Source organism: Chitinophaga niastensis (assembly GCF_003014755.1).
In the GTDB taxonomy this organism is placed as follows: domain Bacteria; phylum Bacteroidota; class Bacteroidia; order Chitinophagales; family Chitinophagaceae; genus Chitinophaga; species Chitinophaga niastensis.
The window spans coordinates 60,583-87,095 of the sequence record NZ_PYAW01000008.1 but is presented as its reverse complement, the minus strand read 5'-3'; the positions used below and the strand labels follow the sequence as shown (position 1 = coordinate 87,095).

The following is a 26,513-nucleotide window of genomic DNA, read 5'->3' as shown; positions in this document are numbered from 1 at the left end:
TTAGATCTTATACGCTACTCCCAGTGTCAGGTAAATATTATACATCGGGAAATCCATTCCTTTGAAATCACCTGGAAATACAGGGCGCAGTCCCCAGGAGAGATTGCCCATTACACTGAGCTTCTTGCCAACCCGGCGCGAAGCACCCGCCTGCAAACCGCAATCGAAAGTGCGCATTTCTTTTCCGAAATCAAAGGTCGCTTCCGTGATAATTATCTTAGCGCCGAGTGGGCCACCATTACGGATATAACCATCAGAAACAGTACCATAGAAATTGGAACTGAACAACCAGGCCACATAACCACCCAGGCTAAAACGCCAGTTATCATTAGGTGTAAATACTGCACTTACCGGAAAAGATACGTAGGCATTACGAACTGTCGTTTGATTCTGACCACTAAACGTTCCTGCAAAACGGCCGCCATCACTGGTAGTGATAATAGTAGGGAAATATTGTACTTCATCTTTGGTACCCATTCCTTTGTAATCCATTTTAACCGCTACTGATGCCCCCCATTTCTTTGTAGCGCGGTAAGACAACTCATATCCCAGTGAAGGACAGAATTGAGGCCAGTAGCCATTTATTTTACGGATCGTATTGGGGAAATTAACCGGTGCAGTAGCGCCAAAGTTAAATCCTGCCAGGATGCGGTGTTCCAATAGTGGCTTAAAGTCGTTATTTTTCGTTTGTTCGTTTCCGTTATTCTGCGCAAACAACTGAGTGGCAGCAGTAAGCATACCCAACATCAGTCCTGTAATTTTTATATTCATAAGTCTATGATGATCGTCTTTTATTCGTGTACAATTTCAATATTATCCAATACCAGTTTGCTGCCAATGGCTCCTCTGTAAAAATCGCCTTCGCTGCTGGAAGAGGCTATGATAGCCATCATTACCTGCGCATTAGGCGCTACTGGTGTACCCGTAACTTTGAAAGGGATATCAAAATGTGTCCAATCTGCTTTGGCTGATCCATCCGGCAGTATTGCTGTAGCAATTATTCTTTCTGATGTAAGAATATTAGTAGCATCCAGTCGTTCTGTTCCATTATACAATACCGCGTAGATAGCGCAGGCGTCTGTCTTTCCTGCAATTATATTTTCATTTCTGTCCTGAAATTTAGCGCCCGGTTGATATTTATAATAACCCGTGAAGCTTTTAGGCATTCCCCTGTAGGGTTGTCCAAATTGCGGGCATTTCAGTGGGTTTTGCATCATGGAATCTGTTGTAAAGTTGCCCAGGAACATTGATCCGGGAAATATGTGAATATTCATCCATCCTGATAGTGCGTTACCCGGGCGCGTCTCAATTTCGGCTGCGTACTTTCCTTCGTATGCGTTTGCTGTAGCATGCAAAGGGAAATCTGCAATTTCAGTTACGCCAGTAATAGCGATACCAATATTGCCGGAAGCCCAAACGCTATGCCCATCTTCACCTGCCGGATTCAGATAATGAAAGTCTGCTCCTTCATAGGAAAGTGTATCCCATTTTTCAAAATCAAATTTCCACGTTCCGATATTTATTACTTCAACTGTATAGGTTTTCTTGTTAGCACCGTTATTAGAAGTAACTACATATTTTTTAATGCCATTATTGTCAAATTTCAAAGAATCTCCAGAGGCTGGTGATACCTGCCCTCCTGCACTTACCGTAATAGTGGGTACAATTCCTTTCTGAAATGCTTCTTCTTTCAGGTATAAGCGGATCTTGGCATTTGTCTGATCGATATATACATCTCCGGTCAGATCATCCTTATTTACTGTAAAGCTTACAATATCTGCTTCGGGGTTTTGAGGGGCATCTTTAATGCAAGATTGTAGCGAGCCAAGGATGGCCGCTAAACAACATAGTTTCCGTAAATTCATTTTTCCTGTCTATTTGTTAAAACCGTGCAAAGGTAAGGAAGATCTATTACTGTTAAATCTTCATATTCATAGGATTGTATATTTCATAAAAATGCTAACATTGTAATATGGTTGATAAACAGAGAGTAAAACGACTATTACTTTACGCCACTAAATGTGTTACAGGTGTGCTGGTGGTACTTGGACTGTCATGGGCATTGGACTATAAGGACGTAATATGGGTATTGATTTCCGTAATGCTGGTATTGTCTCCGGATGGCTCAGATGCACTAACATTAGCCATGACACGTATCAAGGCAAATATTGTAGGAGCTACGTCTGGTTTTCTCTTGTTATCTTTACATCCCAATATGGTACTGATGATGTGTGTGGCCGTATTCATTACGGTGATCCTCTGTAATGTGCTCAACCTGGAAGCTGCTACGCGCACCTCGCTGGCGGCAACTATTATAGTGATGACGCATGAAGCAGGGCAGCATCTTTGGGATACCGCAGTGGCAAGGGTTATCTCTGTTTTAACGGGATGTTTGCTGGGTTTGCTGATCACATTTGTTTATCATAATAAGTATACAAAACATACAGTGGAAAGCTTGCTACCCAAATCAGACCGTGGAGGAGAATAACTCAGAATTACTACAGAATTGACCAATATTTTTGATATTTCAAGGAGTGATGCATGAAGAAAATGATATTTTCAGCAGGATTGGCGTTGGGCGCTTTCACCTGCTCTAACAAAGTAACAGCCCAGAAAATTGATTCCCTGCCTGCTGGTAAAGATTCCGTTCACATGGCCACTATAGAGGCTCCTGTTTCAAAAAGAACTACTGGCATTCATCTTACAACTGCAAAAGCAGCACCTTATCATCCTTCTATAGCGGGTATCGCTATTCCTGCGGCTATGATTGGTTACGGCTTTATAGCATTGAACAACCCATCTCTCAGAGATCTGAATCATAGCACCAGTGCGGAGATAAAAGAAGATCACCCTGGATTCAGTGCCCACATAGATAATTATTTACAATACAGCCCAGTAGCGGCTGTTTACATATTGAATGCTGCCGGTGTACATGGCAAACATAACCTGGTTGACCGTACCATTATCCTCGGCATCTCTGCCGTATTAACAGCAGGTAGTGTAGAGGCGGTAAAGAACTGGAGCCACGAACAGCGGCCCGATGGTTCTGATTATCTCTCCTTCCCTTCAGGGCATACAGCTACCGCTTTTGCTTCAGCTGAATTTATGAGGCAGGAATACAAGGATGTGTCTATCTGGTATGGTGTGGGTGGTTATGCTGCGGCAGTTGCTACCGGTGCGCTACGGATGTACAACAACAAACATTGGTTGAGCGATGTAGTAGCCGGTGCTGGTTTTGGAATATTAAGCACCAAAGCGGCTTACTGGATGTATCCATGGGTTCAGCGTAAGGTGGTGAATAAAATCTTTAAAGAAAAAAGCAACAGCGGTACTTCCATGATCATGCCTTACTATAACTCCCAGTTTCGTAGCGCAGGATTAAGTCTTGTCTTCTTCCCTAAATAAATCATTTTGGTTATTGGCTAATAGCCAATAACTATGCAACTGACAGCCTTCACTGCTTATCCGGTAATCCGGGTAAGTTGCGCTGCGCAGGAACATCTGCAGTAAAGAAAATAATGATTATTTTGATTTCGCTCCACATGTAATATATTACATGTATATTAGAGAATGGTCATTCGTATATGGCAAAGACGGAACACTAAAATTGGCGTAGGCTACAAACACCCGTTTTTTCAGTGAGGCAAAAATGCGGGTTTCTATTGATACTTTTTGTTAACGGGCCAAAAAAAATTGCATTTTATAAGATTTCTTGCCTAAAATGTACTGTCAGCACCTTTATCCCAAAATCTTTAACATCCGGTTTACAATTGTTCAGTTGATACTTTTTATTTTAGTTTTATCAAAATGATATTAGCATTATCTATTTTCTGTGGCTGAGTTTATAAAAAAGAATCCCATCCTCAAAGTGATTAACTATGTATGTTCCGGTAATTATTTTCCTTGTTTTTATGACCTGGTATATCAATTTCAGAATACAAAGTATCCGCGCTACTGCTCTTAAAGAAAAGAAATTTAAACCCATGGCGGGAGAAGACGCTATACATGCCGCCAGGATTGTAGGCGTTTCCAACAGTGTTTTCAGCGTATCCAAATATTTGCGTAGTGTTAAAAATATGTCTGATAAAAAGTTTATGACGGTGGCTATTGACCAGGTAATTACTACCACTATGGGTACAACACGGCAGGCACGGCTCATTGAAAACCTGGCTCCGGGAGAAGAACGCAGATTGGGACATTCAGATAATGTAAGAGAAGGCAAATACCAGATTTACATTGGCTATGAAATTTTATGGGCCAGGTATACACCTACGCCACAATGGTATACAGAAAAAACATCCGCACATCCATCTCCGGGACAGTTATACAGCGATATCATGAAGCAGCATCATGATTCTTTAATCCAGGAAATAGAAGAGAAAAAAGACCTATGGTCTTGATATACCATTAGTGCTGACAGCTGCGAAGCTGAGCCAGATCATGCTGACAAATACCCCCAATATAGCACCGGCAGTTACATCTTCCAGGAAATGCTGGCTCATATACATACGGGACCAGGCTACCAGCAAGGCTAAAGAGAGATATAAAAAAGACCAGTATTTATTTTTTGCGTAATAAGATAAAACGGTGGCTGCTGTGAAAGCGCATACACTATGGCCGGAAGGAAAACTCCTGAAGTTATCCAGTATCTCCACACCCGGTACAAAATAAATATCCTGTAGCCGTGCTGCGAAATACCGGTGCGGACGAGGGAACCCCACCAAAAATTTCAACGTAAAACTAATGATAGCCGTAATAATGTAAGCAAGCGCCATTACAATCCCCATCCGCTTATTGATGAAAAAAAGCAACAACGAAAACACTACTGTTGCCGCGGTGCTTCCCAGCTCAGTAATGTAAGGAAACACAAAGTCTCCTGTTGGCGTATGCAGGTGATTGATAAAAAAGTATACATCAGTGCGGCTATATATACAGCGCACAATCAGCACACCCAAAAGCGCTAACCCCAATGGGTATATGAATAACTTCAGCTGTTGATATACCTGTATAAATCTCTGTTGAAAAGGTTCCTTGTACATGTAACAACTACTGCGTTAAGCGGCGATGATAATTGATTTGCCCCAGATGATAATTCAGGTGTGTACTCAAATGCACCAGGAAATGACCGGTAGACATCTCCCCTGATAAAACCTTTTCCGGATACATTTTTTCCAGGTCCTCCGGAGTCAACCCTACTATAACAGTGAGTAATACCCGCCGGGTAATACCAATCTGCTGTAACAATTCTTCTCTGGGTACATCTTTGGCGCTGAACTCCAGCTCCCGGTTACGCACATACCCGTTATGGCCTAATACTGCCCCTACAAAGTGCTGCAGGTTACCGCACAGGTGCAGGCACAGATTCCCGGCTGAATTTTTAATACCGGCAGGGACCCGCCATATTCCTTCTGCTGTTTCATAGGCGGAGATCTCATCTTCCAGTTTGCCCATGTCGCGCTCAAATAAATTGATCAATATATTGGTAAGCATAATCTAAAGATAGGAAAACGTAATCAGGAAAATATATGGTGATCATCTTTTAATATTCTTATAAATCAGTTCCAGGACAGTCTGCGCATACTGCAGATCATGTTTGGAGATACCTTTTTCTGCCATTTCCACTACTGATAACGCTAACGGGTACACGATACGCTTCAGTTTCTTTCCCGCGGCAGTGAGCCATACCCTTTTACTTCGCCGGTCTTTTTCATCCATGGTACGCGTCACCAGACTACGTTTCTCCAGGTTGTCCAATAATTTGGTAAGACTGGCCTTATCTTTATCCGTTTTATCGGCCAGTTCCTGTTGCCGGCAGCCATCCTTCTCTCCCCACAGGTAGCGGAGAATAAAATACATGTCGGGCGTAATATCTACGCCTGCCTGCATAAAAACGCTCAATAATCGCAGCCGGTAAGCTGTATGGGTTTTCGTAACTGCCCGCGCAATATTTGTACGCAATCGGGCCGCAATTTCCGGTTTCTTCATAATATGGTTAAGAAGGATTAAACAATGATTCGCAGAGGGAGTGGACAAAAATACAAAACAGTTGGACCCGCAACTAATTATTTTAGCGATAATTTGTCTTTAAACATAAATAATCGCGGTTTTGTTTAAAGAACATAATGTAGCAGGATGAATAACAATGGCAGTGTGGTCTTCTTTTTCTTTATAGGATTCCTCACCATCGTATCAGGTGCTGGAATCCGTAACCGTGAAAATGTAGATCAACAAATTTGTCCGCATTGTATGCGTGAAGGTCACGATACCAATGCGGACAAATGCAAATTTTGTGGGAATAAACTATAAACTTATTTAATGCTAAAAAGTGGTTTTACATCCAACATGGCTTTCTGGTAAGCCATATCAAAGGCTTCCCATTTACCGGTAATTCCGAAACGGCTTTTGCTACCATCCAACAGATCAAACTCGGCTACTTTTTTATTGAAGCCCTGTTTACCTCTTTTGAAATCAGTAATGTCTGTTAACGGAATTTCATAGGACTTCTTGTTTTTGGTGAGCAACCAACCGATAATACCAAACAAAAAGAACATCATCATGGGTTTGATTTCAAAAACAATTCTTTCACTGGTGATGTAAATAGCGCCTTGTTTAGCTTTCCAGGTACTTTGTAAATGAACAGCGTTTACTTTGAACAATACAGTTTCTTGTGGGTTAAGGGGCCACTTAACTTTGATGTTTTTCATGGTTTCTAACAATGATTAAGACCGCGAAAATATAATATTATTGTGAATTCAAATAACGAAATATGATTTTAACATCTATTCTCGATAACGATTTTTATAAATTCACCATGCAACATGGGGTGATAAAACTATTTCCGAAGGCCCGTGCCCGTTATACTTTCATTAATCGCGGCAAACATGCTTTTCCACCAGGATTTGCAACGGCGTTAAGGGAAGCAGTGAACGATATGCAGCATCTGCAACTAACACAGGAGGAAAAAGAATACCTCGCAGTTACCTGTCCTTACCTGGATCCTACCTATCTTGATTTTTTACAGGGTTATCGTTACAATCCGGCCGAAGTACACATTTCACAACATGGCGATGAGCTGGAAATACATGCCGATGGATATTGGTACCGTACTATCCTATGGGAAGTGCCGCTGATGTCGCTGATCTGTGAATTATATTACCAGCTTACAGAACAGGTACGCTTGTCGGACGAGGAAGTGATCCGTATTACCCGGGAAAAGATAGAGAAATACAAACAGATGGGCATCACCATTGCAGATTTCGGCACCAGGCGCCGCCATTCTCTGGAAGTGCATAAGCTCGTAGTTAAAACCTTACGGCAATACGGAGAAGGTTGTTTCATTGGTAGCAGCAATGTACACCTGGCTATGCGTAATGCCGTAAAACCAGTAGGCACGCATGCGCACGAGTGGTTTATGTTTCATGCAGCCAAATACGGCTTTAAAATGGCTAATATGCTGGGACTGGAAAACTGGGTACAGGTGTATCGCGGCGACCTCGGCATTGCATTGTCTGATACCTATACCACCCCGGTATTTTTTGAACAGTTTGACAAAAAATTCGCGAAGCTGTTTGATGGTGTACGCCATGATAGCGGAGATCCGATATTGTTTGCTGACCGGACTATTATGCACTATAAAGGGAAAGGTGTAGACCCTTTGACTAAAACCATTATCTTCTCTGATGGATTGGATTATGATAAAGTAACTGCTATTGCGGACTATTGCAGGGGTAAAATAGGGATGTCGTTTGGTATTGGCACCAACTTCACCAATGATGTGGGTTTAACAGCGTTGAATATTGTAATCAAAATGTATGAAGCGTTACCCGAAGATGCGCCCAGATGGACGCCGGTAGTGAAGTTGTCAGATATCAGCGGAAAGTATACCGGCGATGCAAAGATGATTACGCTGGCGAAAGAAATGTTGGATATTGTCTGATTTTAGCTATCAGTTTTTAGCAGTTAGCTTTTAGTAAAAATGCAGCGAATATAAAAATGTAAAAACTTCCTTCGCTGCATTTTTACTAAAAGCTAACTGCTAAAAGCTAATAGCTGTTTATCGGTTACCTAATCCGATACCGGTATCTCCCTGCGAGATATCACCTGTATCGAACCCTTTTTTAAACCAAAACATTCGTTGCGCAGAGGTACCATGGGTAAATGCATCCGGCACCACATGCCCTGTACCAGCCTCCTGTAGTTTATCATCTCCTACAGCACTGGCGGCGTTTAAGCCTGATTCAATATCTCCCGGATCTAAAAATTTATTTAATTTATTCTGTTGGTTAGCCCATACGCCGGCGAGAAAATCGGCCTGCAGTTCCAGCATCACAGATAATTTATTATAGTCCTTCTCACTCAACCGGGAACGCATGGATTGTACTTTTTGACTGATACCCAGCAGATTTTGTACATGATGCCCTACTTCATGCGCTATCACGTAAGCTTTGGAAAAATCACCTTTTACGCCGAAACGCTGTTCAAGCTCATTAAAGAATGATACATCCAGGTATACCTCCTGATCTGCAGGGCAGTAAAACGGTCCCATGGCAGATTCCGCAGCACCACATCCAGAGGTAGTACTTCCTTCAAATATGGCCAGATGCGGCTTTACGTAGGTTTTATTCATCTGCTGGAACTCCTGCTGCCATATCCGTTCCGTACTACGTAACACCTTGCCGGAAAATAACTCCAGGGGTGATGCATTGGCTTTTGTTAATTGCTGCGATGTTCCGCTACCGCTACTACTACCAGGCCCCTGTACCTGTTGAACGGCTTGCATTACTTGTTGGGGATCTTGTTTGAAGAGCAAGGCCAGCACTACGATAATAATGCCGCCTATTCCGCCGCCGATACCGATATTGCGCATACCGCCACCAGATCGTTTCTCGACGTTTTCGCTCATTTCTTCGTCATCCAAACGCATAATTGAGATAGGATTTAAGAGTTAAATTTATTACCCCGAAATTACCCCGAAAGTACATTTTTCACTGATATTTCAGCACATCTGAGCTGATTGTATTCATTATTAAACAAAAGGTTCTTTTACCGGTTTATTATAATACTACATTGTTCATCAATAAATGATCAGAAATCATGAAGATTAAACAAATAATTCTGGCCTCCCGTCCTAAGGGAATGCCAGACAAAGATAATTTTAAAACAGTAGAGATAACTCTTCCGGAACTCAAGCCAGGTGAGGTATTGGTGAAACCCCGATATCTTTCTGTAGATCCGTATATGCGTGGCCGTATGAACGATGCCAAATCCTACATCCCTCCCTTCCAGGTAGGCCAGCCCTTAGAGGGCGGCGGTGTAGCAGAAGTAACCGAAAGTAAGGACGCCCAGTTCAAGGCCGGCGACCTGGTAATGTCTACCGGCGTCCGACCCTTTCTGCCCTGGGCTACCGCAGCTATTTTCCCCGGTGGTGATTTGCGCAAAATAGATAGCAGTATTCCTCCCACCACGTACCTGGGCATATTAGGCGTTCCCGGGCTCACTGCTTACTTTGGATTACTGGATATTGGTAAACCAAAGGCTGGTGAAACGGTGGTGATTTCAGGAGCAGCCGGCGCGGTAGGCCTTCTTGTAGGGCAACTAGCCAGGATCCAGGGCTGCCGCGTAGTAGGCATTGCCGGTGGTGCCGAAAAAGTAAAAATGCTGACAGATAACTTCGATTTTGATGCAGCCATTGATTATAAAGGCAATCCTGATATGAGCGCAGCGGTAGCCACTGCTTGTCCTAACGGGGTAGACATTTATTTCGATAATGTAGGTGGTGAAATATCCGATGCTGTTATCACGCACCTGAACTTCTTTGCGCGCATTCCTTTATGCGGGCAGATTGCTTTATATAACAGCACGGAAGTACCTATAGGTCCCCGCATTCAACCTATTATGATTACCCGCAGCATATTGATGCAGGGCTTCACCATTGGCAATTATGCTACACGATTTGGCGAAGGGGTTAAATATCTGTCTGAATTAATTAAAGCTGGTAAATTGAAATATACAGAAACGGTGGAAGAGGGTTTTGAGCTACTGCCAGATGCTTTACTGGGATTATTTTCCGGAAAGAACAGCGGTAAGATGATTGTGAAAGTGTAATTTTGGGCATGACAAATACAGTTGTTCATACCCATATAAAAAAAGTAGAAGCAGGAGGTATAATTGATACCAACGATATACTGGCATCAGAAGAACCTTTGGAAATAAGGCTGGTGCATGGGCTTTCTCATAACCGTCGGCAGCAGAACATATCAGTGACCATGCGTACACCTGGTCAGGATAAGGAACTGGCCGCCGGCTTTTTATTTACAGAAGGCATTATTACAGCACAGGAAGATATTCTGGATATCATTTTATCCGAAAATGAGGATGGCAGTATTGCTACCGTACAGCTGAAAACGATGGTGACCCCAAAACTAGACAATACACAACGTAACTTTAAATCTACTGCTGCCTGTGGTGTTTGTGGTAAAACGGAGATGAGTTCCATTCATACAGGCGTTCACGTTAGTAATGAAAGCGCATCCACTTTTTCCGCCGCGTTATTGTACCAATTGCCCGACAAGCTGCGTCGAGAGCAGGCGGTATTTGAAGCCACCGGCGGATTACATGCTGCCGCCCTTTTTGATACCAGTGGTAACCTGTTAATATTACGGGAAGATATTGGCCGGCATAATGCAGTGGATAAACTCATAGGCGCAGCCATGGCACAACAGTTAATGCCTTTGCATTCACATCTCCTGTTACTAAGCGGCAGGGCCGGATTTGAGCTGATACAAAAAGCAGCTATGGCAAACATTCCTGTTATAGCCGCTGTAGGCGCACCTTCCAGTATGGCTGTAAAAACGGCTGGTGAATGGAATATCACGCTGGTGGGATTTTTGCGGGAACAACGATTTAATATTTACACCGCAGCAGAAAGAATTACGATCACGCATAAAAGCAGTTATCATGGATAGTGCAGAAAACCCCGTGCGGTTTACCGGCCTTAAACTGGGTCCACCAAAAACAGTGGCAGCAGGTATTCCCGCAGTAGTGTATAGTATGCGGCATATCCTGGAAGAGATGAATGTTTTCCGCGGCATGAAAGCCTTGATGAAACTAAACCAGAAAGATGGCTTTGATTGTCCGGGTTGCGCATGGCCAGACCCGGATGATGAAAGGTCCGGCATTGCTGAATATTGTGAAAATGGCGCCAAAGCCATTGCAGAAGAAGCCACTACCAGGAAACTGACACCGGAATTCTTTGCGCAGAACAGCGTTGCCGAGCTGGGATTATTAACCGATTATGAAATAGGCAAAAAAGGCCGCATTGCCCAGCCTATGTATCTGGCAGCGGGCGCTACCCATTACACACCTATATCCTGGACAGCCGCTTATCAAACTATTGCCGGTCATCTGCATAAATTATCCTCTCCCAACGAAGCCATTTTTTACACTTCCGGCAGAACCAGTAATGAAGCGGCTTTCCTCTATCAGCTGATGGTCCGGGAATATGGTACCAACAACCTGCCTGATTGTTCCAATATGTGCCACGAATCCAGTGGTGTAGCACTCGGCGAATCATTAGGGATTGGTAAAGGCTCTGTTACGCTGGAGGATATTTACGAGGCAGAAGTGATTATTATATTGGGACAAAATCCCGGTACCAATCACCCTCGTATGCTTACGGCCCTGCAAAAAGCAAAAGCCAACGGCGCTACGATCATTGCCGTGAATCCCCTGCCGGAAACAGGTTTGCTCAATTTCCTGAATCCGCAAACGGTGAAAGGTATATTAAATATCAAAACCCAACTCACCGATATTTTCCTGCAGGTAAAAATCAATGGCGACATGGCCCTGCTGAAAGCCTTGTCGCTGCTGCTGTTACAGGAAGAAGAAAAAATACCAGGCAGTGTTTTTGACCAGGATTTCATTGAAAAAAATACGATAGACTATGCCGCGTATATTCAACACCTGAAACTGCAACAATTGCCGCAACTGGCTGCTGACAGCGGCGTTCCGCTGGAAATGATACAACAGGCAGCCAATGCGCTCCTGCATAAAAAAAAGATCATTGCCTGTTGGGCAATGGGACTTACGCAGCATAAAAATGCAGTAGCTACTATTAAGGAAGTGGTGAACCTGCTGCTGCTCAAAGGCAGCATTGGCAAGCCCGGAGCAGGTACCTGCCCCGTACGCGGACATAGCAATGTACAGGGCGATCGTACAATGGGTATTTATGAACAACCCTCCGCCGGCCTGTTAAGTAAGCTACATGCAGTGTATGGCTTTACCCCACCGCAGGCCCATGGGTACGATGTAGTAAAAGCCATCCACGCCATGCATCGCGGAGACGCTAAAGTATTTATGGCAATGGGTGGTAACTTCCTCTCCGCCACACCAGACACCCTGTTTACCGCGCAGGCACTCCGCAATTGCGATCTTACCGTACACGTATCTACGAAATTAAACCGTAGTCATGTAGTACACGGCAAAGAGGCGCTGATCCTGCCCTGCCTGGGCCGCAGCGATAAAGATATACAAAACGGGGAACAACAATTTGTGACCTGCGAAAACTCTATGGGCGTAGTCCAGCTATCTAAAGGCAATCTGCATCCCGTATCTGATCAGCTGAAAAGTGAACCGGAGATTGTGTGCGATCTGGCTAAAGCATTGCTGGGAGAAGATTCCCGCGTTCCGTGGGAACAGTATGCCCAACACTATGATTACATCCGTAACGATATAGAAAAAGTAATTCCCGGATTTGATGATTACAATAAACGTGTAAGACATCCCGGAGGTTTTTATCTGCCTAATGGTGCCCGTCAGGGCCGGTTTAATACAAACAGCGGTAAAGCACATTTCCATGTAGCTGATGTATTAACCACGCCACTGGCTGCAGATGAATACATGATGATGACGATCCGTAGTCATGACCAGTTCAACACTACTATTTATGGACTGGACGACCGCTACCGAGGCGTATATCATGAAAGACGCGTAATATTCATGCATCCCGGCGATATTGCTGCTGCAGGCTTTCATCCTGGTGATGTGGTAGACCTGTATAATTATTATGGCCAAACCGAACGCGTAGCACATGGCTTCATTATTGTATCATTTCAAATTCCGGAGAAATGTACCGCCACTTATTTCCCGGAAACAAATGTATTAGTACCGGTAGACAGCGTAGCGGAGAAAAGTAATACGCCTACCTCTAAACTGGTAATCATCAAAATTAAATCGTCCATCATAAAAAAATAGCACATGCAACCCATTATATGGCAGGCTGTGAAATGGCCTGCTACAGAGTATTTCACGTTACAGGGCAACGGGCAAATGAAACTGGCAACCGGCTGTATTAACGGTGTCGTAGAGCAACAACCTTTTTGTATTCACTATGATATTGAAATTACTGCTGATTGGCGGGTATCTTCCTTTCATATCAGGCAGGAAGGCAAAACATCTACAGAACTGAAGCTCACAACGGATTTAAACGGACATTGGTTTGATAAAGATGGTAATCATATAGATGCTTTTGACGGCTGCATCGATATTGACATTGCCCTCACTCCTTTCACGAATACTTTGCCCGTAAAGCGACTGCATTTCGAACCCGGAGAAAGAAAAACGATAGATATGCTGTATATCAAATTACCGGAATTTGAATTACAGAAGGTGCAACAACACTACACCAAACTGGGTGACCGCCTGTATCTATACGAAAATGTGACTACACAGTTTAGTGCAGAATTACCTTTTGATAAACAGGATATCCTGCTTGATTATCCGGGAATATTTACCCGTATTCATTATTAAGGCAAGAGGCATTCCGTTTCCCGGATCAGTTCTGCAAAAATATCAGCCGCACTCCATGCTTTAGCCATGCCGGCTGCCTGTCCGGCCCACATGGCTGTAAATGCCGGGTTATCCAGCTCCTTCGCCACTTTGCTGATGGGCTGGGTAAGGGCGGCCTGGTAAGGATAATCACTGATAGTAAGCCCGGAAGCATCTACTTCATCCATCAGTATATTATGGAGGCCGCGTGCCCAGCGACCGGAGAATGCGCGGGTGAGGTGTGTATCCGTATCCGTTATATCAGCCAAAGCAGCTTTATGTGAAGGCATAGCAGCGCTTTCGTGAGATCGCAGGTATATGCTTCCTGTTTGGGCACCTGCAGCACCCAGCATTCTTGCGGCGGCAATACCTCTTCCGTCCATAATACCCCCTGCCGCTATAACGGGAATGCGTACACGATCCACCATCTGCGGTACTAATGCCATAGTGCCTACCTGCGGCAACTCACCTGAGAGAAAGGCGCCCCGGTGTCCGCCGGCTTCTATACCTTGTGCTACAACCATATCTACACCGGCAGCCTGTATAGCTTCCGCTTCCGCCACACTGGTGGCTGTTCCTATTAATACGGTGTGATGTTCCTTTAGCAATGCTATGGCTGCTGCATCAGGCATCCCGAAAGTAAAGCTCACCAGTTTGATACCTGCTGCCATTACAGCATTCAGCTGATCCCGGTAAGAAATAAGTGTTACTTCCTTAAATGCAACTGGTGCTGCGGCTATACGATTAGCACCATACAGGAATTGCAGGAACTCCTGCATGTCGTTAAAAGCTTTGTGATTGTTAAAATCAGGGAGCTCGTAGGTAAAAAGGTTCACCGCGAAAGGTTGTTGGGTTAAGCCTTTTACCTCCCGGATCAGTGCTGTCACACGCTCCGGTGGTAAGCCTCCTACAGGCAGCGATCCTAGTCCACCGCTGTTACTGATAGCCGCCACCATAGCGGGAGTAGTAATCCCCAACATGGGCGCCTGTATCAACGGATAAGTGATACCAAGCCTTCGGGTTAGTTCATTTTGCCATTGCATAGTCCGTGATTTATAGCTTAAAATTAGCACATCGGCAATAAATAATCACTTGAAGCTTAAAAAAGAAGGAGAGCGTAAAGCGGATACATCAAAACGAAAATCAACAATAGTGGTTATTTCCAGCATCAGTTTCTTCACAGGGTACGGTGCATTAGGGTAATAATATCCGGAAACTTTAATAGTATTCAGTGCCAGGTTTTCATTACGTACACGGAAACCACCTCCCACGCCCAGATACACCGGGTTCCTCAACAGATCATCGTTTTTAGCTGTAATCATAGATGCCTGCAACGAGGTGAAGAAGTTGAACTTAAAGCCCAGTAGTTTGAAAGGACTGTAATATACTGTTTCCGATCCCATGTTCAGCCGTTGGTAGCCATTCAGCCTCGTATTACGAAACCCCAATATGCCGGCATCCATATTGATGTTAAGCGGCTTGAAAAAAAACGGATCGGGGCTGTTAAGGTAGTCAATAGTTAAAAACTGCCGGAAACGTGCTTTTTTAAAACTCACCAACCGGCTGTAATACTCGAGCCTGGCGTGCATTACGGCATCCTCTGTAGCATTATTCAACCAGAAGGTACTAACGCCTACGGTTGTATTAAAAAGCCCCTGTCGTTTGGTGAGCCAGAATTTCTGTGCCTCCATACCGGAGTAAAGCCGGCGTCTGTATTTCCAGCTCTCCCAGCCGGTAGTGGCGCTGATATTGAATCCCAGGGGAATATCCTCTGTACGGCCAAAACCAAAAAAGTAGTGGGCTTTAAAATAATCTATGCGATAAGCCTGTAGTTCCAGCATATAATAGCGGTGGTTATTATATACCGGATCGTCTTTAAACCTTGTTTGTCCAGGTTTTCGCTGAAATGACAGGTTATAGTGTCTGGCCAGTATGGCAAAATTAGGCTTGTGACCAATAGTGCCATCGTGCTTGTAGTTATTGATAAAATTATAACCTATCCAGCCGTCTACCACCGTATAGCGGTAGTCGCGGTACAGGCTATCTTCTTCCTGTGGCTGTGCCCCCCTGATATTGATGGACCAGCTGTTGGCTAGCGTAAATCCTCCCACCAGTTTGGCGGAGTTACGGTATAGTGGCCGGTTTAAGCTAATGAAGTAGGTTCCCTCATACACATTGGTGTCCAGTGGCATGTAGTTGTTCAGGGTGGTATATCCGGCGCTGACATCTATAAAGGAGCCGGCCACGTTATATTTAGTGTAGCGCGCTTCTGTATTCCAGGTGGGGGTAAAGTCACTACGCCATTGCATACCCACTTTGAGCCCCTGCCCTGCTCCAAACAGATCGTTATTGGATACGTTAGCCCTGACATCCTTTTCACTGAATTGCGACAGCTCGGCACCGTATTCATATAGGTCTTTGGTCACTACTTCTATATCCAGGGAGTCGGAAGTAGCATCGGCATTCATCACATAAATACGGGCATCCTGTATAAAAGGGCGGTTACGCAGGTAACGTTCATTATCTGCAAATTCAAAAGGGTCCAGCCGTTGGTCTTCCCGGAAGAAAAGGGATTGCCGGATAACCCACTCCCGGGAATCGTAGTGCAGCCGGTTAGCCAGGTGCACGAGTTGCATACTGGTAGTAAAGGCCGTATCATTAATATTACTCGGACCAAATACCTTCACTTTTCTATAGTAGATATTCCTGATCACTTTGCCAGCAAAGGGGGTAAAATATGCCTCACTTTTTATAATAGTACTGTCGTTATCGTTAGAAGGCTCCCTCACATCCTGCCTTGTAATACGTTTCATAAAAGCCTGCCGGTAGTCTTTATGGCGCATAGAATCCCGGTATTCACCGATCTTTCTGAAGAGGCCATTATTTTTATGGGGCACTGTATCCCTTGAAAGCGGGTACCTTTGGCCAAATGCGTAGCATTGCAGGCATATCAACCAGCAAAAAACAGTTATAGTAGGTAATATTTTCAAATCTCTCCTCAAGGTTAGCCGTAGTTGACAATTATATTGAAAATATTCCAAATTGCAACAATTGCAAATATTGTACTTCCCCGGAATGATAATTGTACGACCTTTGTAAGAACATTAACAGATTGGATAGGACTATATTATTCACCTTAAAACCTACCTCTATGTTACGCTGGGCTTCTATATTTTTTATCGTGGCCATTCTTGCAGCGATATTGGGCTTCGGTGGTTTTGCTGCTGGTCTTGCCTCTATTGCAAAGATTATCTTCTATATTTTTATGGTATTGTTTGCGATTTCTTTTATAACAGGAATGCTAAAAAATAAATGAAAAACAGCAAGGGCCTTCTGATGAAGGCCCTTGCTATATATACTATTTTACAATACTTGTTTCCCATCCATCATACTCTGCATTTACTTGCTGGGCAAGTTCCCAAAGACTCATTACCACGCTGTCGATGATAGACTCGCTGGCTTTATCAGGCCGGGAAATACATAATTTATATGGAAATTCCGGGTTATCCGTTTTCTCATCGTGTACAAGCGAGAAGCCGTTTTCCTTGATATGTTCCCAATAAGCAATTTTATCTTCTTCACTCCTGAAGTGAATCCAATGTTCAATCGGGCGTTCTCTTTCAGAAACATCTCCATGCTGACGAAGCATACGCAATACCTTCCTGTTTTGTATCCGTTGAAACTCGTATACATCAGGAAAAAGGAAATCAAAATATAATTCCCAGTTATTATCTTCCTTTACACCATAGTCAAAACGATAATCCGGAAAATTTATCATTGCATCCGCAATGAATTTATCATGCAGTAATGTAGTGCCTGTATAAAAATAGAAATCACGTACGCCATTTGAAAAAGTACGACCCACGAAATGCGCATCCAGCTTGGTTTGCAACTGTTCAACCAGGCTATCTTCAATGTCACCCATGATAGCAAATTCATCGTTTTGCGGGAATCCGTCTTCACGTGGATTATTCAGATATACTGTGATATATATGGCATTCGGCTTTTCCTTCAATGGCGCAAATCGTCTCAGATCAAGGTCAAGGCCTATTACTGCTGGACTTTCTTCAATATGACACGTGTAAATATCCCAGTCCGGTCGGTAATCCTTATGCATATAAAAAAATTAAAATAACGCAACAGCTGGCTGTAAAGATACGTAGCTCTGCGTTACTATTGAAAAGATAAACTTGTTATGAGCGCTTTTTTATCCACAAAATTTAACGTATGCTTTACATTGAGCACCACACTTTTGCACCGGTTACCACCCAGGCTTAACACTAATTAACAGTTGTGGCATTTTTTCAGCATATTCCTACAACAGGCCAGCAGTAAGAATCCTGCTCAATTCTGTAGTTGAAACCATCCACTGCAAAGGGTTCCATCGAACCTTTCATCCAAAAAACAGGTATTTCTTCCTGCATAAAAACTACTTTTACGACTGCTATAAAATTGTTGTACGCTATTATGAGAAAAATTGTATTGTTATTTACAGGTTGGATGATGTTGTTTTGCTTTACAGCCATGGCACAGCAACCCGGAGGAAAAGGCGGTGCTGCCAGCGCTGGTACTATTTATGGTAAACTATTGGATGCACAAACCGGTAAACCTATTGAATACGCCTCTGTTGCATTGTTACGCGCTGACTCATCTGTGATGACGGGCATGCTCTCTAAAACAAACGGAGATTTTAATTTCGAAAATATCACGCTCAGTAAATATCTTCTTAAAATAAATTTTATAGGATATACTACCGTTTATAAAACGGCTACCCTCTCTGCTAAAACCAACAGCATTGATATCGGCAATGTGAAACTGCATGCAAATGTAAAATCACTGGCGGCAGTAAATGTTGTAGGTGAAAAACCTGCCTTTACAATGGCCATTGATAAACGTGTATTTAATGTAGAGAAGAACCTGGCCAGCATTGGTGGTACGGCTACAGACGTACTTAAACAGGTGCCTTCTGTAAACGTGGATATAGATGGTAATGTAACTGTACGTAATGGTACCCCTACTATCTTTATAGATGGCCGTCCTTCTACCCTTACACTGGATCAGATACCTGCAGATGCTATTCAGAATGTTGAAGTAATTACCAACCCATCTGCAAAATACGACGCAGAAGGCATGAGTGGCATCCTGAATATTGTACTTAAAAAAAATAAGAAAGCAGGCATCAACGGTGTACTCAGCGCCGGAGGCAGCTCACAGGGCAGTACCAACGCTGGCATTGATTTTAATTTGCGTCAGGAAAAATTTAATTTCTTCGTAAACTATAACGTCCGTAACCGCGTATCGCCTATGAACAGCCGTCTTTATAGAAAAAATATCGGCAGCGATACGACTACCTACACAGAACAACTGGAGAGCGGTAACTTTTACCGCAGATTCCAGACAGGTCGCATCGGCTTCGACTGGTTCCTGGACAACCGCAACACTATTAGTCTTTCTGAATCACTGACAGGTGGCAACTTCAATAAATACTTTGATCAAACAGTAAATGAGCTGGATATCAAACAAGAGAAAGTACGCTATGGTACCGGTATTGACAATACCCTCAACGGTTTCCGTAATTATACCACCCAGCTCGGATATAAACATACTTTTGCAAAAGAAGGGGCTGAACTGACAGCAGATTTCACCTACAACTATGCTACGGGTGATAACAGCTCCGGCTATTCTTTGCAATACTACGACCTGGCAGGCAAACCTATCTACGATCCTAAGAAGCCTGAAATGCGTAATGGTAGCGGAGCAGGAAAGACTACTTACATCACCGGCCAGATCGATTATGTAAATCCGCTGACGGAAACTTCTAAAATTGAAATGGGCTTGCGCACCAACACCCGCAAATTCGATAACTATACCAATACTTTCGGACAGGATTATCCATCCGGCATTATCAGTATGGACACCGCCCTCTCCAATAATTATCATTACCAGGAGCAGATTAATGCAGGCTACATTAGTTATACAGGCGCAAAAAACAGTTTCGGATACCAGGTAGGTTTAAGGGCTGAACAGTCTAACTACAGCGGTGAAACAAAACTGGGCCAAAAATCATCTTATAAAATAGACTATCCTATCAGTCTGTTTCCAAGCGTATTTTTATCTCAGAAATTTAAAGGAGATCACGAACTGCAACTGAACTATAGCCGTCGTATTCGCCGTCCCTGGTTCAGAGACCTGCTGCCTACTATTGATTACAGCGGTCAAAGTGCCAGCACCGGAAACCCTGACCTGAAGCCGGAATTCACTAACTCTTTTGAGTTATCCTATCTGAAGGATATTGCACATAAGCATAATTTGCTGGTGTCATTATACTACCGCAATACCAATAATGCGATTACAGATTTTTATGTAGATACCACCCTGACTTTAAACGGACAGGTACAGCATGTATTGCTTTCCTACCCTATTAATGCCAACACCCGTAATTCCTACGGCGCAGAGTTTACAGTGAGAAGCCAGCTGACCAGAATATGGGACCTGACTACCAACGTTAACCTTGCACAAACAAAGATCAATGCTACCAGCAGCAATGGCAACAACTTATCTAACCAGGGCTTTACCTGGTTTGGTAAACTGAACAGCAACACCAAACTGCCATGGAATCTCACGTTACAGATAAGCGGAGAATATGAATCCAAACAAATAATGCCACAAGGTGAAAGGGAACCTAAATGGTCTCTTGATGCAGCGATTAAAAAAGATATGCTGAAAAATAAAGCACTGTCTATATCTCTTGGTATCAACGATATTTTCAATACTGATCGTAATCTCAGTTATACTTCTACCAATTTCTCTGAGCAGGAAAGTTACCGCAAACGTCTTACCCGTGAGCTGCGACTCAATGCTACCTGGCGTTTCGGGAAGATGGATACTAATCTCTTCAAACGTAAAAGCAATAAATCGAAAGATAACGGTGGCGGAGATATGGGTGGAGGAGATGGTTATTAATTCGTAATTTGTGATTCGAAAATATCAATTATGGATTCGATTTATCATACCATCACCCTGCGTTTTCTGGCTGAGCCTTCCGATGTTAATTTTGGTGGCAAGGTACATGGCGGCTCTGTTATGAAATGGATTGACCAGGCAGGCTATACCTGTGCAGCCAACTGGAGCGGACAATACGCCGTAACAGTGTATGTAGGGGGCATCCGCTTTTTTAAGCCCATTGCTATCGGAGATCTCGTAGAAATTAATGCCAAAATAATTTATACCGGTAATACCAGCATGCACATCTCTCTGGATGTATTTGCCGGAAACCCGCGTCAGCAGCAGAAAGCCAAGACCACCCACTGCGTAATGGTTTTTGCAGCAGTAGATGATAATGGGAAAACAGTGACCGTTCCTAAATGGACACCGCGTACAGCTAATGAAATCAGCATGGAGGCCTATGCAAAAAAGCTGATGGATTTACGGAAGGATATTGATGAAGAGATGAAACCATATATGTAGGTTGTCTTTCCCAGGATTAGACTGATTGTACTGATTACCCTGATTTTATTTTTAGGATTTTAAAAAGATTAGCGAAGATTTTAGCGGGTGTTGTCTGAACCAGGATTTTTAGGATTGAATGGATTACCATGATGGGTGTTATGTTGTCTTACACAGAAGATATAAGCGAATATCTTCGCTACGATCTTCGGCATCCATCATGGTAATCCATTCAATCCTAAAAATCCTGGTTCAGACAACACCCGCTAAAATCTTCGCTAATCTTTTTAAAATCCTAAAAATAAAAATCAGGGTAATCAGCACAATCAGTCTAATCCTGGGAAAGACAATTTACGAAGCAAACTGCATATCACTCAGTGTCCTGTACAACCCACCATCAAGGCCTATCAACTCGGTGTGTGTACCTTCTTCCACAATATGACCTTTATCTAATACAATAATTTTATCTGCTTGTCTTATGGTAGCCAGTCGGTGCGCAATTACAATGGAGGTACGACCTTCCATAAGTTTATCCAGCGCGTCCTGTACAAGCCTTTCTGATTCAGAATCCAGTGCAGAAGTAGCTTCATCGAGAATCAGTATACGGGGGTTTTTCAGTACTGCGCGTGCAATGGCGATACGTTGGCGTTGTCCACCGGAGAGCTGAATACCACGCTCACCAACAATTGTATCGAGGCCTAACGGGAACCGCTGTATGAATTCCCAGGCATTGGCCTTTTTGGCTGCTTCCTCCATTTCTGCTATTGTTGCATTGGGCTTGCCATAAGCTATATTTTCAGCAATAGTGCCTCCAAAAAGGAATACATCCTGCGGTACTACGGCCATCTGTGCACGAAGTTGCGACAGCGGGATCGTGTGGCTTTCCCTCCCATCAAAAAGAATTTGTCCGTTTACCGGATCGTATAGCCGTAACAGTAAGGATACAATTGTACTCTTACCGGCACCGCTAGGCCCTACCAGCGCCACTTTCTGATCTGCATATACATCAAACGATACGTCGTTCATGATATTCAGATCCGGGCGTGTAGGGTAATGAAACGATATATTACGAAAGCTGATTTGTCCATCCAGTTGATTTTTCAGCGGAATCTCTTCTACGGGTGAAATATCTTCTGTTTGCTCATCCAGTATTTCCAGCAAATGCTCAGTTGCTCCGATGCTCTTTTGCAGATTGGTGTATACCTCTGCCAGGCCGGCAATAGAACCTCCAATGAATACAGAGTATAATACAAATGATAACAGCTGTGGCGTAGAAAGGCCTATAGATACACCTCTCCAGATCACTGCCACCAGTGCACCAAAAATACCCATGATAATAAAGGAAGAGAAGGCACCACGGAATTTGCCTCCTTTCATGCCAATACGTGCCGCTTCGTTGGTACGTTGACGGTAGCGCGCTATTTCAAAAAACTCATTGGCAAATGCTTTTACATTGAGGATACCCTGCAGCGTTTCTTCTACCACTGTATTGGAAGCGGCCACTTGTTCCTGTACCTGTTTGGAAAAGCGGCGGATAAATTTTCCGAAAATGATAGCTGCTATCATCATAACGGGCAAAATGGCCAGCATAAAGGCTGTCAGCTGCCAGGAAGTAATTAGCAGGATGGTTACACCACCTACAATGATGATCATCTGCCTGATAAATTCCGCAAGTGTAGTAGTAAAAGTTTCCTGTAACAGGGAGATATCTGATGAAATACGACTGCTCAATTCTCCTACCCTTCTTTCCAGAAAAAATTTCATGGGCAGTTTGATCAGGTGACTGTAAATCGTTTGCCGGAGGGCTGCCAGCGTCTTCTCTGTTACATTTACAAATAATACTATACGAAAAAAGGAGAAAATCGATTGCCCTATCAGCACCCCCACCAGCAACAATCCTGCTTTGTTCATCCCTTTAATGAGGTTGACAGCATTTTTAGGATCTACGAGGTCACCAATTAATTTAGGAAACGCCAGGCCAGCCAGACTGGAAACAAGCAGAAAAAATAGGCCTAATGAGAATTCCGGCCAATATGGTTTTACATAACGGAACAGACGTAATGTTTTTTTCAGTGACGCCATTTTAATCTTTCCTTTTGGCGCCGGGGTAATGTTTGGGTCGTTTTGCATTAAGATATAGTCTTTATTACAGGGAGACGAAGTACATCCAAATATATTGTAAAAAGCATTATAAATAATGAGAAAGGCCTTCGATGTTTGTCTTTAACAGACGAACATCGAAGGCCTCCTGCGCTCAACCAGGACGAATCTGCCAGAATCAGGTTATTGTAGTTAACAAGCCACCCTGAAACGCATATATTTATTACATATGCGTTGAATCCGGCTTTTATCTACCGGCACTACGCTGGTACTATTTACTTTTTACTTTGGGCATCGCCACTGCAGCATCAGCTTCGCTGCTGGTTTCTTTGGAACTATTTCATGCAAAAAGAAACAGACTAAGGATACCTGCAACACAAAGTGCCATACAAAATTTGTACAAGAAGGGTTTCATGAGGGAATTAAGATTATAATTAGATGGGAACTTATTCATAACACTGGTTTTAGTAAAAGGTTTAATTATTGTTCACTTTTTTACTACAGGAAAGAATTGTGCCAACACGTACATTTGTAACAATATATTTCAGACCAATGAAACAAGTATTGCAAATCATAGAAGAAGACCAGTTGCTGAAAGTGCTGATAGCTTTGCTGATGGGCGCTTTACTGGGGCTCGAAAGAGAATACAAACGGAAAGCTGCCGGTATGCGTACCATGACATTGATATGTATGAGCAGCACCGTATTTACGATTCTCTCCGCCGAGTTGGGATTTCCCGGCTCACCTGATCGTGTGGCCTCCAACATCCTTACGGGCGTGGGGTTTATTGGTGCAGGCGTAATATTTAAAGGGGACTATACCATTGATGGCATCACCACTGCTGCCGCTATATGGATAGCCGCTGCAGTAGGCATGGCTGTAGGTATGAGTCAGTATTGGATAGCTGCGGGAGCCCTTGCAAGCTCGTTATTTGTGTTGATTACCCTGGAATATGTTGAAAGAAAAATAGCGTTTATAAATGATAAGCGCCTTTATACCATTTATTTTTATGAAGAGAAATTTCCACATCTTGATGTTGAACTTACGCTACAGCGTTTTGGGCTGAAATACAAGCGGATGCTGATTGTGAGAAAAGAGAATATGATAGAAGTAAATTATGCTGTGCGCGGGCACCATCGCAAAATGGAACAATTAGATGATTTCCTGCTACAGAACAACAACATATTTCAATACCAGGTACAAACAAATCCATTATAATAAATGCCTTCATACGCTGATCTGCCTTTACATTACGGCCAGGTACCTCCCTGGCTCGCAAAGCGTATGAGCTTATTGGGCGGTGCTATCGTGGAAGCTATCATTACCGATTACGGTAAAGGTGAAGTTGTTAGAAAACTCAGTGACCCCTGTTGGTTTCAGGCACTAGGATGTGTATTGGGCATGGATTGGCACTCTTCCGGTATCACCACCAGTGTTATGGGTGCATTAAAAAAAGCCATCAATCCCCGCTCAAAAGAACTGGGGATCTATATCTGTGGCGGTAAAGGACGGCACAGCAAAGAAACACCTGCTGAACTAATGGCCATTGCCAACAAAACCGGGCTTCCCGGTGATCAGCTGGTATATAGCAGCAAACTAACAGCAAAGGTCGATAATACAGCCATCCAGGACGGCTTTCAGCTGTATCTGCACTCTTTCATTTTATCTGATGAAGGAGAATGGGCGGTAGTGCAACAGGGGATGAATGACGCCAGCAGCATGGCAAGACGCTATCACTGGCATTCTTCCGCTTTTACATCATTTACAGAAGCACCGCATACCTTTATCTATGGCCGAAATCAGGGCATGATCCTGAATCTGACTGATATAAAGGCCGGCGACACCAGGCAAGGCATTTTACAACTAACAAAAGAGAAGCCCGCTCACCTGTTGCCGGAAATACGTAACCTGGTCATGCCTTCACACCATGAACTACGTGCGGAAAACGTGAACCTGAAAAGGCTGGGAAGCGTACTGGCATTGGCACATAATACCAACCCCGCCAACTTCGAATCCTTACTGATGCTGGAAGGATTAGGCCCCAGAACATTACAGTCATTAACACTGGTAAGTGAAGTGATACATGGTACTGCCTCCCGGTTTGAAGACCCGGCCCGGTTTTCGTTTGCCCATGGCGGTAAGGATGGTCACCCCTTTCCGGTACCTACCCGTATTTATGATGAAACCATTGCTACGCTCAAAGACGCGCTGAACAAGGCAAAAATAGGACAGTCCGATAAACAGGATGCGATAAAGAAGTTATCTGTCCTGTCTCAGCAAATAGAAAAAGACTTTGAGCCCAACACCAACTTTGATAACGTAATAGCACAGGAACGTCGTGACTCCTGGCAATATGGTGGCAGAACAGTTTTCGGCAAAGCCGTGAAACCTGCAACACCTAAGGGTGGCGACCAATTGAAACTTTTCTAACAACGGAGATCATGATCAACTACAACGAATTAACAGTACCTGAAGCAACACTGATACAGAAAGAACTACGCAGCCAGGTATTGATCACACCGTTTAAAGGGGCTATACATTACATTGCAGGCGCAGACATCTCTTTCAATAAATTCAGTACGACTGTATACGCCGGTATTGTGCTGCTGCGATTTCCTGAGCTTACACCCGTTGGTTACAGTTTGGTTAAAAAGGAAGTACTTTTCCCCTATGTACCGGGTTTCCTCGCTTTCAGGGAAGTACCCGCCCTGCTAAATGCCTGGGAACAATTACCCATAAAGCCGGATGTATTGATAGTAGATGGCCATGGTATTGCACATCCCCGCCGGATGGGTATTGCCAGCCACTTTGGTGTACTGACTAATCAACCAACTATTGGCAGCGCGAAGAAAAAACTATTTGGCAACTATGAAGAACCTGGTCCTAACCGTGGCGACTATACGCCACTAACCGATAAACAAGGCGAAATAATGGGGAACGTACTACGCAGTAAAGATAAGGTAAAACCTATTTTTGTTTCTCCGGGGCACTTGACGGATGTAGCGGGGAGCCTTCATACCCTGATGCAATGCGTAGGGCGCTATCGTTTACCGGAACCTACGCGGCTGGCTCATAATGCGGTGAACCAGTTCCGGCTGGGCACATTACCGGAAGGCTGGTCGGAAAGCTTTTAGCGCTTAGCT

At 43.7% G+C, this 26,513-nt stretch carries 25 protein-coding genes; 14 read left to right on the top strand and 11 right to left on the bottom strand.

The window, feature by feature from the left end:
- Together CLV51_RS25810 and CLV51_RS25805 are read right to left on the bottom strand one after the other, a co-directional pair.
- Window positions 1-771, bottom strand: coding sequence for an outer membrane beta-barrel protein (locus CLV51_RS25810; protein ID WP_106530999.1), 771 nt, complete (start codon window positions 769-771; stop codon window positions 1-3).
- A gap of 20 nt (window positions 772-791) precedes the next feature.
- Window positions 792-1,865: a PCMD domain-containing protein gene (locus CLV51_RS25805; RefSeq protein ID WP_106530998.1), complete on the bottom strand. Its 1,074-nt coding sequence runs from the start codon at window positions 1,863-1,865 to the stop codon at window positions 792-794.
- Window positions 1,866-1,972: 107 nt separating this feature from the next.
- Between CLV51_RS25805 and CLV51_RS25800 the strand changes: the two genes are divergently transcribed.
- From CLV51_RS25800 to CLV51_RS25790, 3 genes are all read left to right on the top strand, one after another.
- On the top strand, window positions 1,973-2,488 hold the full coding sequence (locus CLV51_RS25800) for an FUSC family protein (RefSeq protein WP_106530997.1): 516 nt from the start codon (window positions 1,973-1,975) through the stop codon (window positions 2,486-2,488).
- Window positions 2,489-2,541: 53 nt separating this feature from the next.
- Entirely contained in the window at window positions 2,542-3,405 is an 864-nt protein-coding gene (locus CLV51_RS25795) for a phosphatase PAP2 family protein (protein ID WP_245898957.1), read from the top strand.
- Between the two features lie 506 nt (window positions 3,406-3,911).
- Complete coding sequence (locus CLV51_RS25790) at window positions 3,912-4,400, top strand: hypothetical protein (protein WP_158267157.1); 489 nt, start codon at window positions 3,912-3,914, stop codon at window positions 4,398-4,400.
- Here CLV51_RS25790 and CLV51_RS25785 read toward each other — a convergent pair.
- The 4 genes from CLV51_RS25785 to CLV51_RS25770 form a co-directional block, all read right to left on the bottom strand.
- Window positions 4,389-5,039, bottom strand: coding sequence for a phosphatase PAP2 family protein (locus CLV51_RS25785; protein WP_106530995.1), 651 nt, complete (start codon window positions 5,037-5,039; stop codon window positions 4,389-4,391). The genes CLV51_RS25790 and CLV51_RS25785 overlap by 12 nt on opposite strands.
- A gap of 7 nt (window positions 5,040-5,046) precedes the next feature.
- Entirely contained in the window at window positions 5,047-5,490 is a 444-nt protein-coding gene (locus tag CLV51_RS25780; RefSeq protein ID WP_106530994.1) for a DinB family protein, read from the bottom strand.
- Window positions 5,491-5,532: 42 nt separating this feature from the next.
- Complete coding sequence (locus CLV51_RS25775) at window positions 5,533-5,985, bottom strand: MarR family winged helix-turn-helix transcriptional regulator (RefSeq protein ID WP_106530993.1); 453 nt, start codon at window positions 5,983-5,985, stop codon at window positions 5,533-5,535.
- A gap of 323 nt (window positions 5,986-6,308) precedes the next feature.
- Window positions 6,309-6,704: a hypothetical protein gene (locus CLV51_RS25770; protein ID WP_106530992.1), complete on the bottom strand. Its 396-nt coding sequence runs from the start codon at window positions 6,702-6,704 to the stop codon at window positions 6,309-6,311.
- A 62-nt stretch (window positions 6,705-6,766) separates the two neighbouring features.
- Between CLV51_RS25770 and pncB the strand changes: the two genes are divergently transcribed.
- Window positions 6,767-7,936 carry a nicotinate phosphoribosyltransferase gene (gene pncB / locus CLV51_RS25765; RefSeq protein ID WP_106530991.1) on the top strand — a complete coding sequence of 390 codons (1,170 nt, stop codon included), beginning with the start codon at window positions 6,767-6,769 and terminating at the stop codon, window positions 7,934-7,936.
- Window positions 7,937-8,053: 117 nt separating this feature from the next.
- On the opposite strand, the gene ypfJ is transcribed toward pncB, so the two are convergent.
- Window positions 8,054-8,923, bottom strand: a complete 870-nt coding sequence (gene ypfJ, locus CLV51_RS25760; protein WP_106530990.1) for a KPN_02809 family neutral zinc metallopeptidase — start codon at window positions 8,921-8,923, stop codon at window positions 8,054-8,056.
- A gap of 170 nt (window positions 8,924-9,093) precedes the next feature.
- On the opposite strand from ypfJ, the gene CLV51_RS25755 reads away from it, so the two are divergent.
- From CLV51_RS25755 to CLV51_RS25740, 4 genes are read left to right on the top strand one after another with little or no spacing between them, the layout of a single operon-like run.
- Window positions 9,094-10,104, top strand: a complete 1,011-nt coding sequence (locus CLV51_RS25755; RefSeq protein ID WP_106530989.1) for an NADP-dependent oxidoreductase — start codon at window positions 9,094-9,096, stop codon at window positions 10,102-10,104.
- A gap of 8 nt (window positions 10,105-10,112) precedes the next feature.
- Window positions 10,113-10,964, top strand: coding sequence for a formate dehydrogenase accessory sulfurtransferase FdhD (gene fdhD / locus CLV51_RS25750; RefSeq protein WP_106530988.1), 852 nt, complete (start codon window positions 10,113-10,115; stop codon window positions 10,962-10,964).
- Window positions 10,957-13,251: an FdhF/YdeP family oxidoreductase gene (locus CLV51_RS25745; RefSeq protein ID WP_106530987.1), complete on the top strand. Its 2,295-nt coding sequence runs from the start codon at window positions 10,957-10,959 to the stop codon at window positions 13,249-13,251. Before fdhD ends, CLV51_RS25745 begins: the two co-directional genes overlap by 8 nt.
- 3 nt (window positions 13,252-13,254) lie before the next feature.
- A complete protein-coding gene (locus CLV51_RS25740) occupies window positions 13,255-13,806 on the top strand; it encodes a putative glycolipid-binding domain-containing protein (protein WP_106530986.1) in 552 nt (183 codons plus the stop codon).
- On the opposite strand, the gene CLV51_RS25735 is transcribed toward CLV51_RS25740, so the two are convergent.
- Together CLV51_RS25735 and CLV51_RS25730 are read right to left on the bottom strand one after the other, a co-directional pair.
- Complete coding sequence (locus tag CLV51_RS25735) at window positions 13,803-14,867, bottom strand: NAD(P)H-dependent flavin oxidoreductase (RefSeq protein WP_106530985.1); 1,065 nt, start codon at window positions 14,865-14,867, stop codon at window positions 13,803-13,805. The genes CLV51_RS25740 and CLV51_RS25735 overlap by 4 nt on opposite strands.
- A gap of 45 nt (window positions 14,868-14,912) precedes the next feature.
- Window positions 14,913-16,667, bottom strand: coding sequence for a BamA/TamA family outer membrane protein (locus CLV51_RS25730; protein ID WP_106530984.1), 1,755 nt, complete (start codon window positions 16,665-16,667; stop codon window positions 14,913-14,915).
- Between the two features lie 308 nt (window positions 16,668-16,975).
- On the opposite strand from CLV51_RS25730, the gene CLV51_RS25725 reads away from it, so the two are divergent.
- On the top strand, window positions 16,976-17,140 hold the full coding sequence (locus CLV51_RS25725; RefSeq protein WP_106530983.1) for a DUF1328 domain-containing protein: 165 nt from the start codon (window positions 16,976-16,978) through the stop codon (window positions 17,138-17,140).
- Window positions 17,141-17,182: 42 nt separating this feature from the next.
- On the opposite strand, the gene CLV51_RS25720 is transcribed toward CLV51_RS25725, so the two are convergent.
- On the bottom strand, window positions 17,183-17,941 hold the full coding sequence (locus CLV51_RS25720; protein ID WP_106530982.1) for a DUF695 domain-containing protein: 759 nt from the start codon (window positions 17,939-17,941) through the stop codon (window positions 17,183-17,185).
- 350 nt (window positions 17,942-18,291) lie between these two features.
- Between CLV51_RS25720 and CLV51_RS25715 the strand changes: the two genes are divergently transcribed.
- Window positions 18,292-20,787 carry a TonB-dependent receptor gene (locus CLV51_RS25715; protein ID WP_106530981.1) on the top strand — a complete coding sequence of 832 codons (2,496 nt, stop codon included), beginning with the start codon at window positions 18,292-18,294 and terminating at the stop codon, window positions 20,785-20,787.
- Between the two features lie 30 nt (window positions 20,788-20,817).
- The gene (locus tag CLV51_RS25710) at window positions 20,818-21,291 is read left to right on the top strand and encodes an acyl-CoA thioesterase (RefSeq protein ID WP_245898954.1); all 474 of its coding nucleotides are present in this window, start codon (window positions 20,818-20,820) and stop codon (window positions 21,289-21,291) included.
- Between the two features lie 330 nt (window positions 21,292-21,621).
- On the opposite strand, the gene CLV51_RS25705 is transcribed toward CLV51_RS25710, so the two are convergent.
- Complete coding sequence (locus CLV51_RS25705) at window positions 21,622-23,400, bottom strand: ABC transporter ATP-binding protein (RefSeq protein ID WP_106530979.1); 1,779 nt, start codon at window positions 23,398-23,400, stop codon at window positions 21,622-21,624.
- Between the two features lie 522 nt (window positions 23,401-23,922).
- Here CLV51_RS25705 and CLV51_RS25700 point away from each other — a divergent pair.
- Genes CLV51_RS25700 through nfi form a run of 3 tightly spaced genes read left to right on the top strand, consistent with a single transcriptional unit; the run spans window position 23,923 to window position 26,504 of the window.
- The gene (locus CLV51_RS25700) at window positions 23,923-24,588 is read left to right on the top strand and encodes an MgtC/SapB family protein (protein ID WP_106530978.1); all 666 of its coding nucleotides are present in this window, start codon (window positions 23,923-23,925) and stop codon (window positions 24,586-24,588) included.
- A gap of 3 nt (window positions 24,589-24,591) precedes the next feature.
- Window positions 24,592-25,800, top strand: a complete 1,209-nt coding sequence (locus tag CLV51_RS25695) for a DUF763 domain-containing protein (protein WP_106530977.1) — start codon at window positions 24,592-24,594, stop codon at window positions 25,798-25,800.
- 11 nt (window positions 25,801-25,811) lie between these two features.
- The gene (gene nfi, locus CLV51_RS25690; RefSeq protein WP_211302125.1) at window positions 25,812-26,504 is read left to right on the top strand and encodes a deoxyribonuclease V; all 693 of its coding nucleotides are present in this window, start codon (window positions 25,812-25,814) and stop codon (window positions 26,502-26,504) included.
- Window positions 26,505-26,513 lie beyond the last annotated feature (9 nt).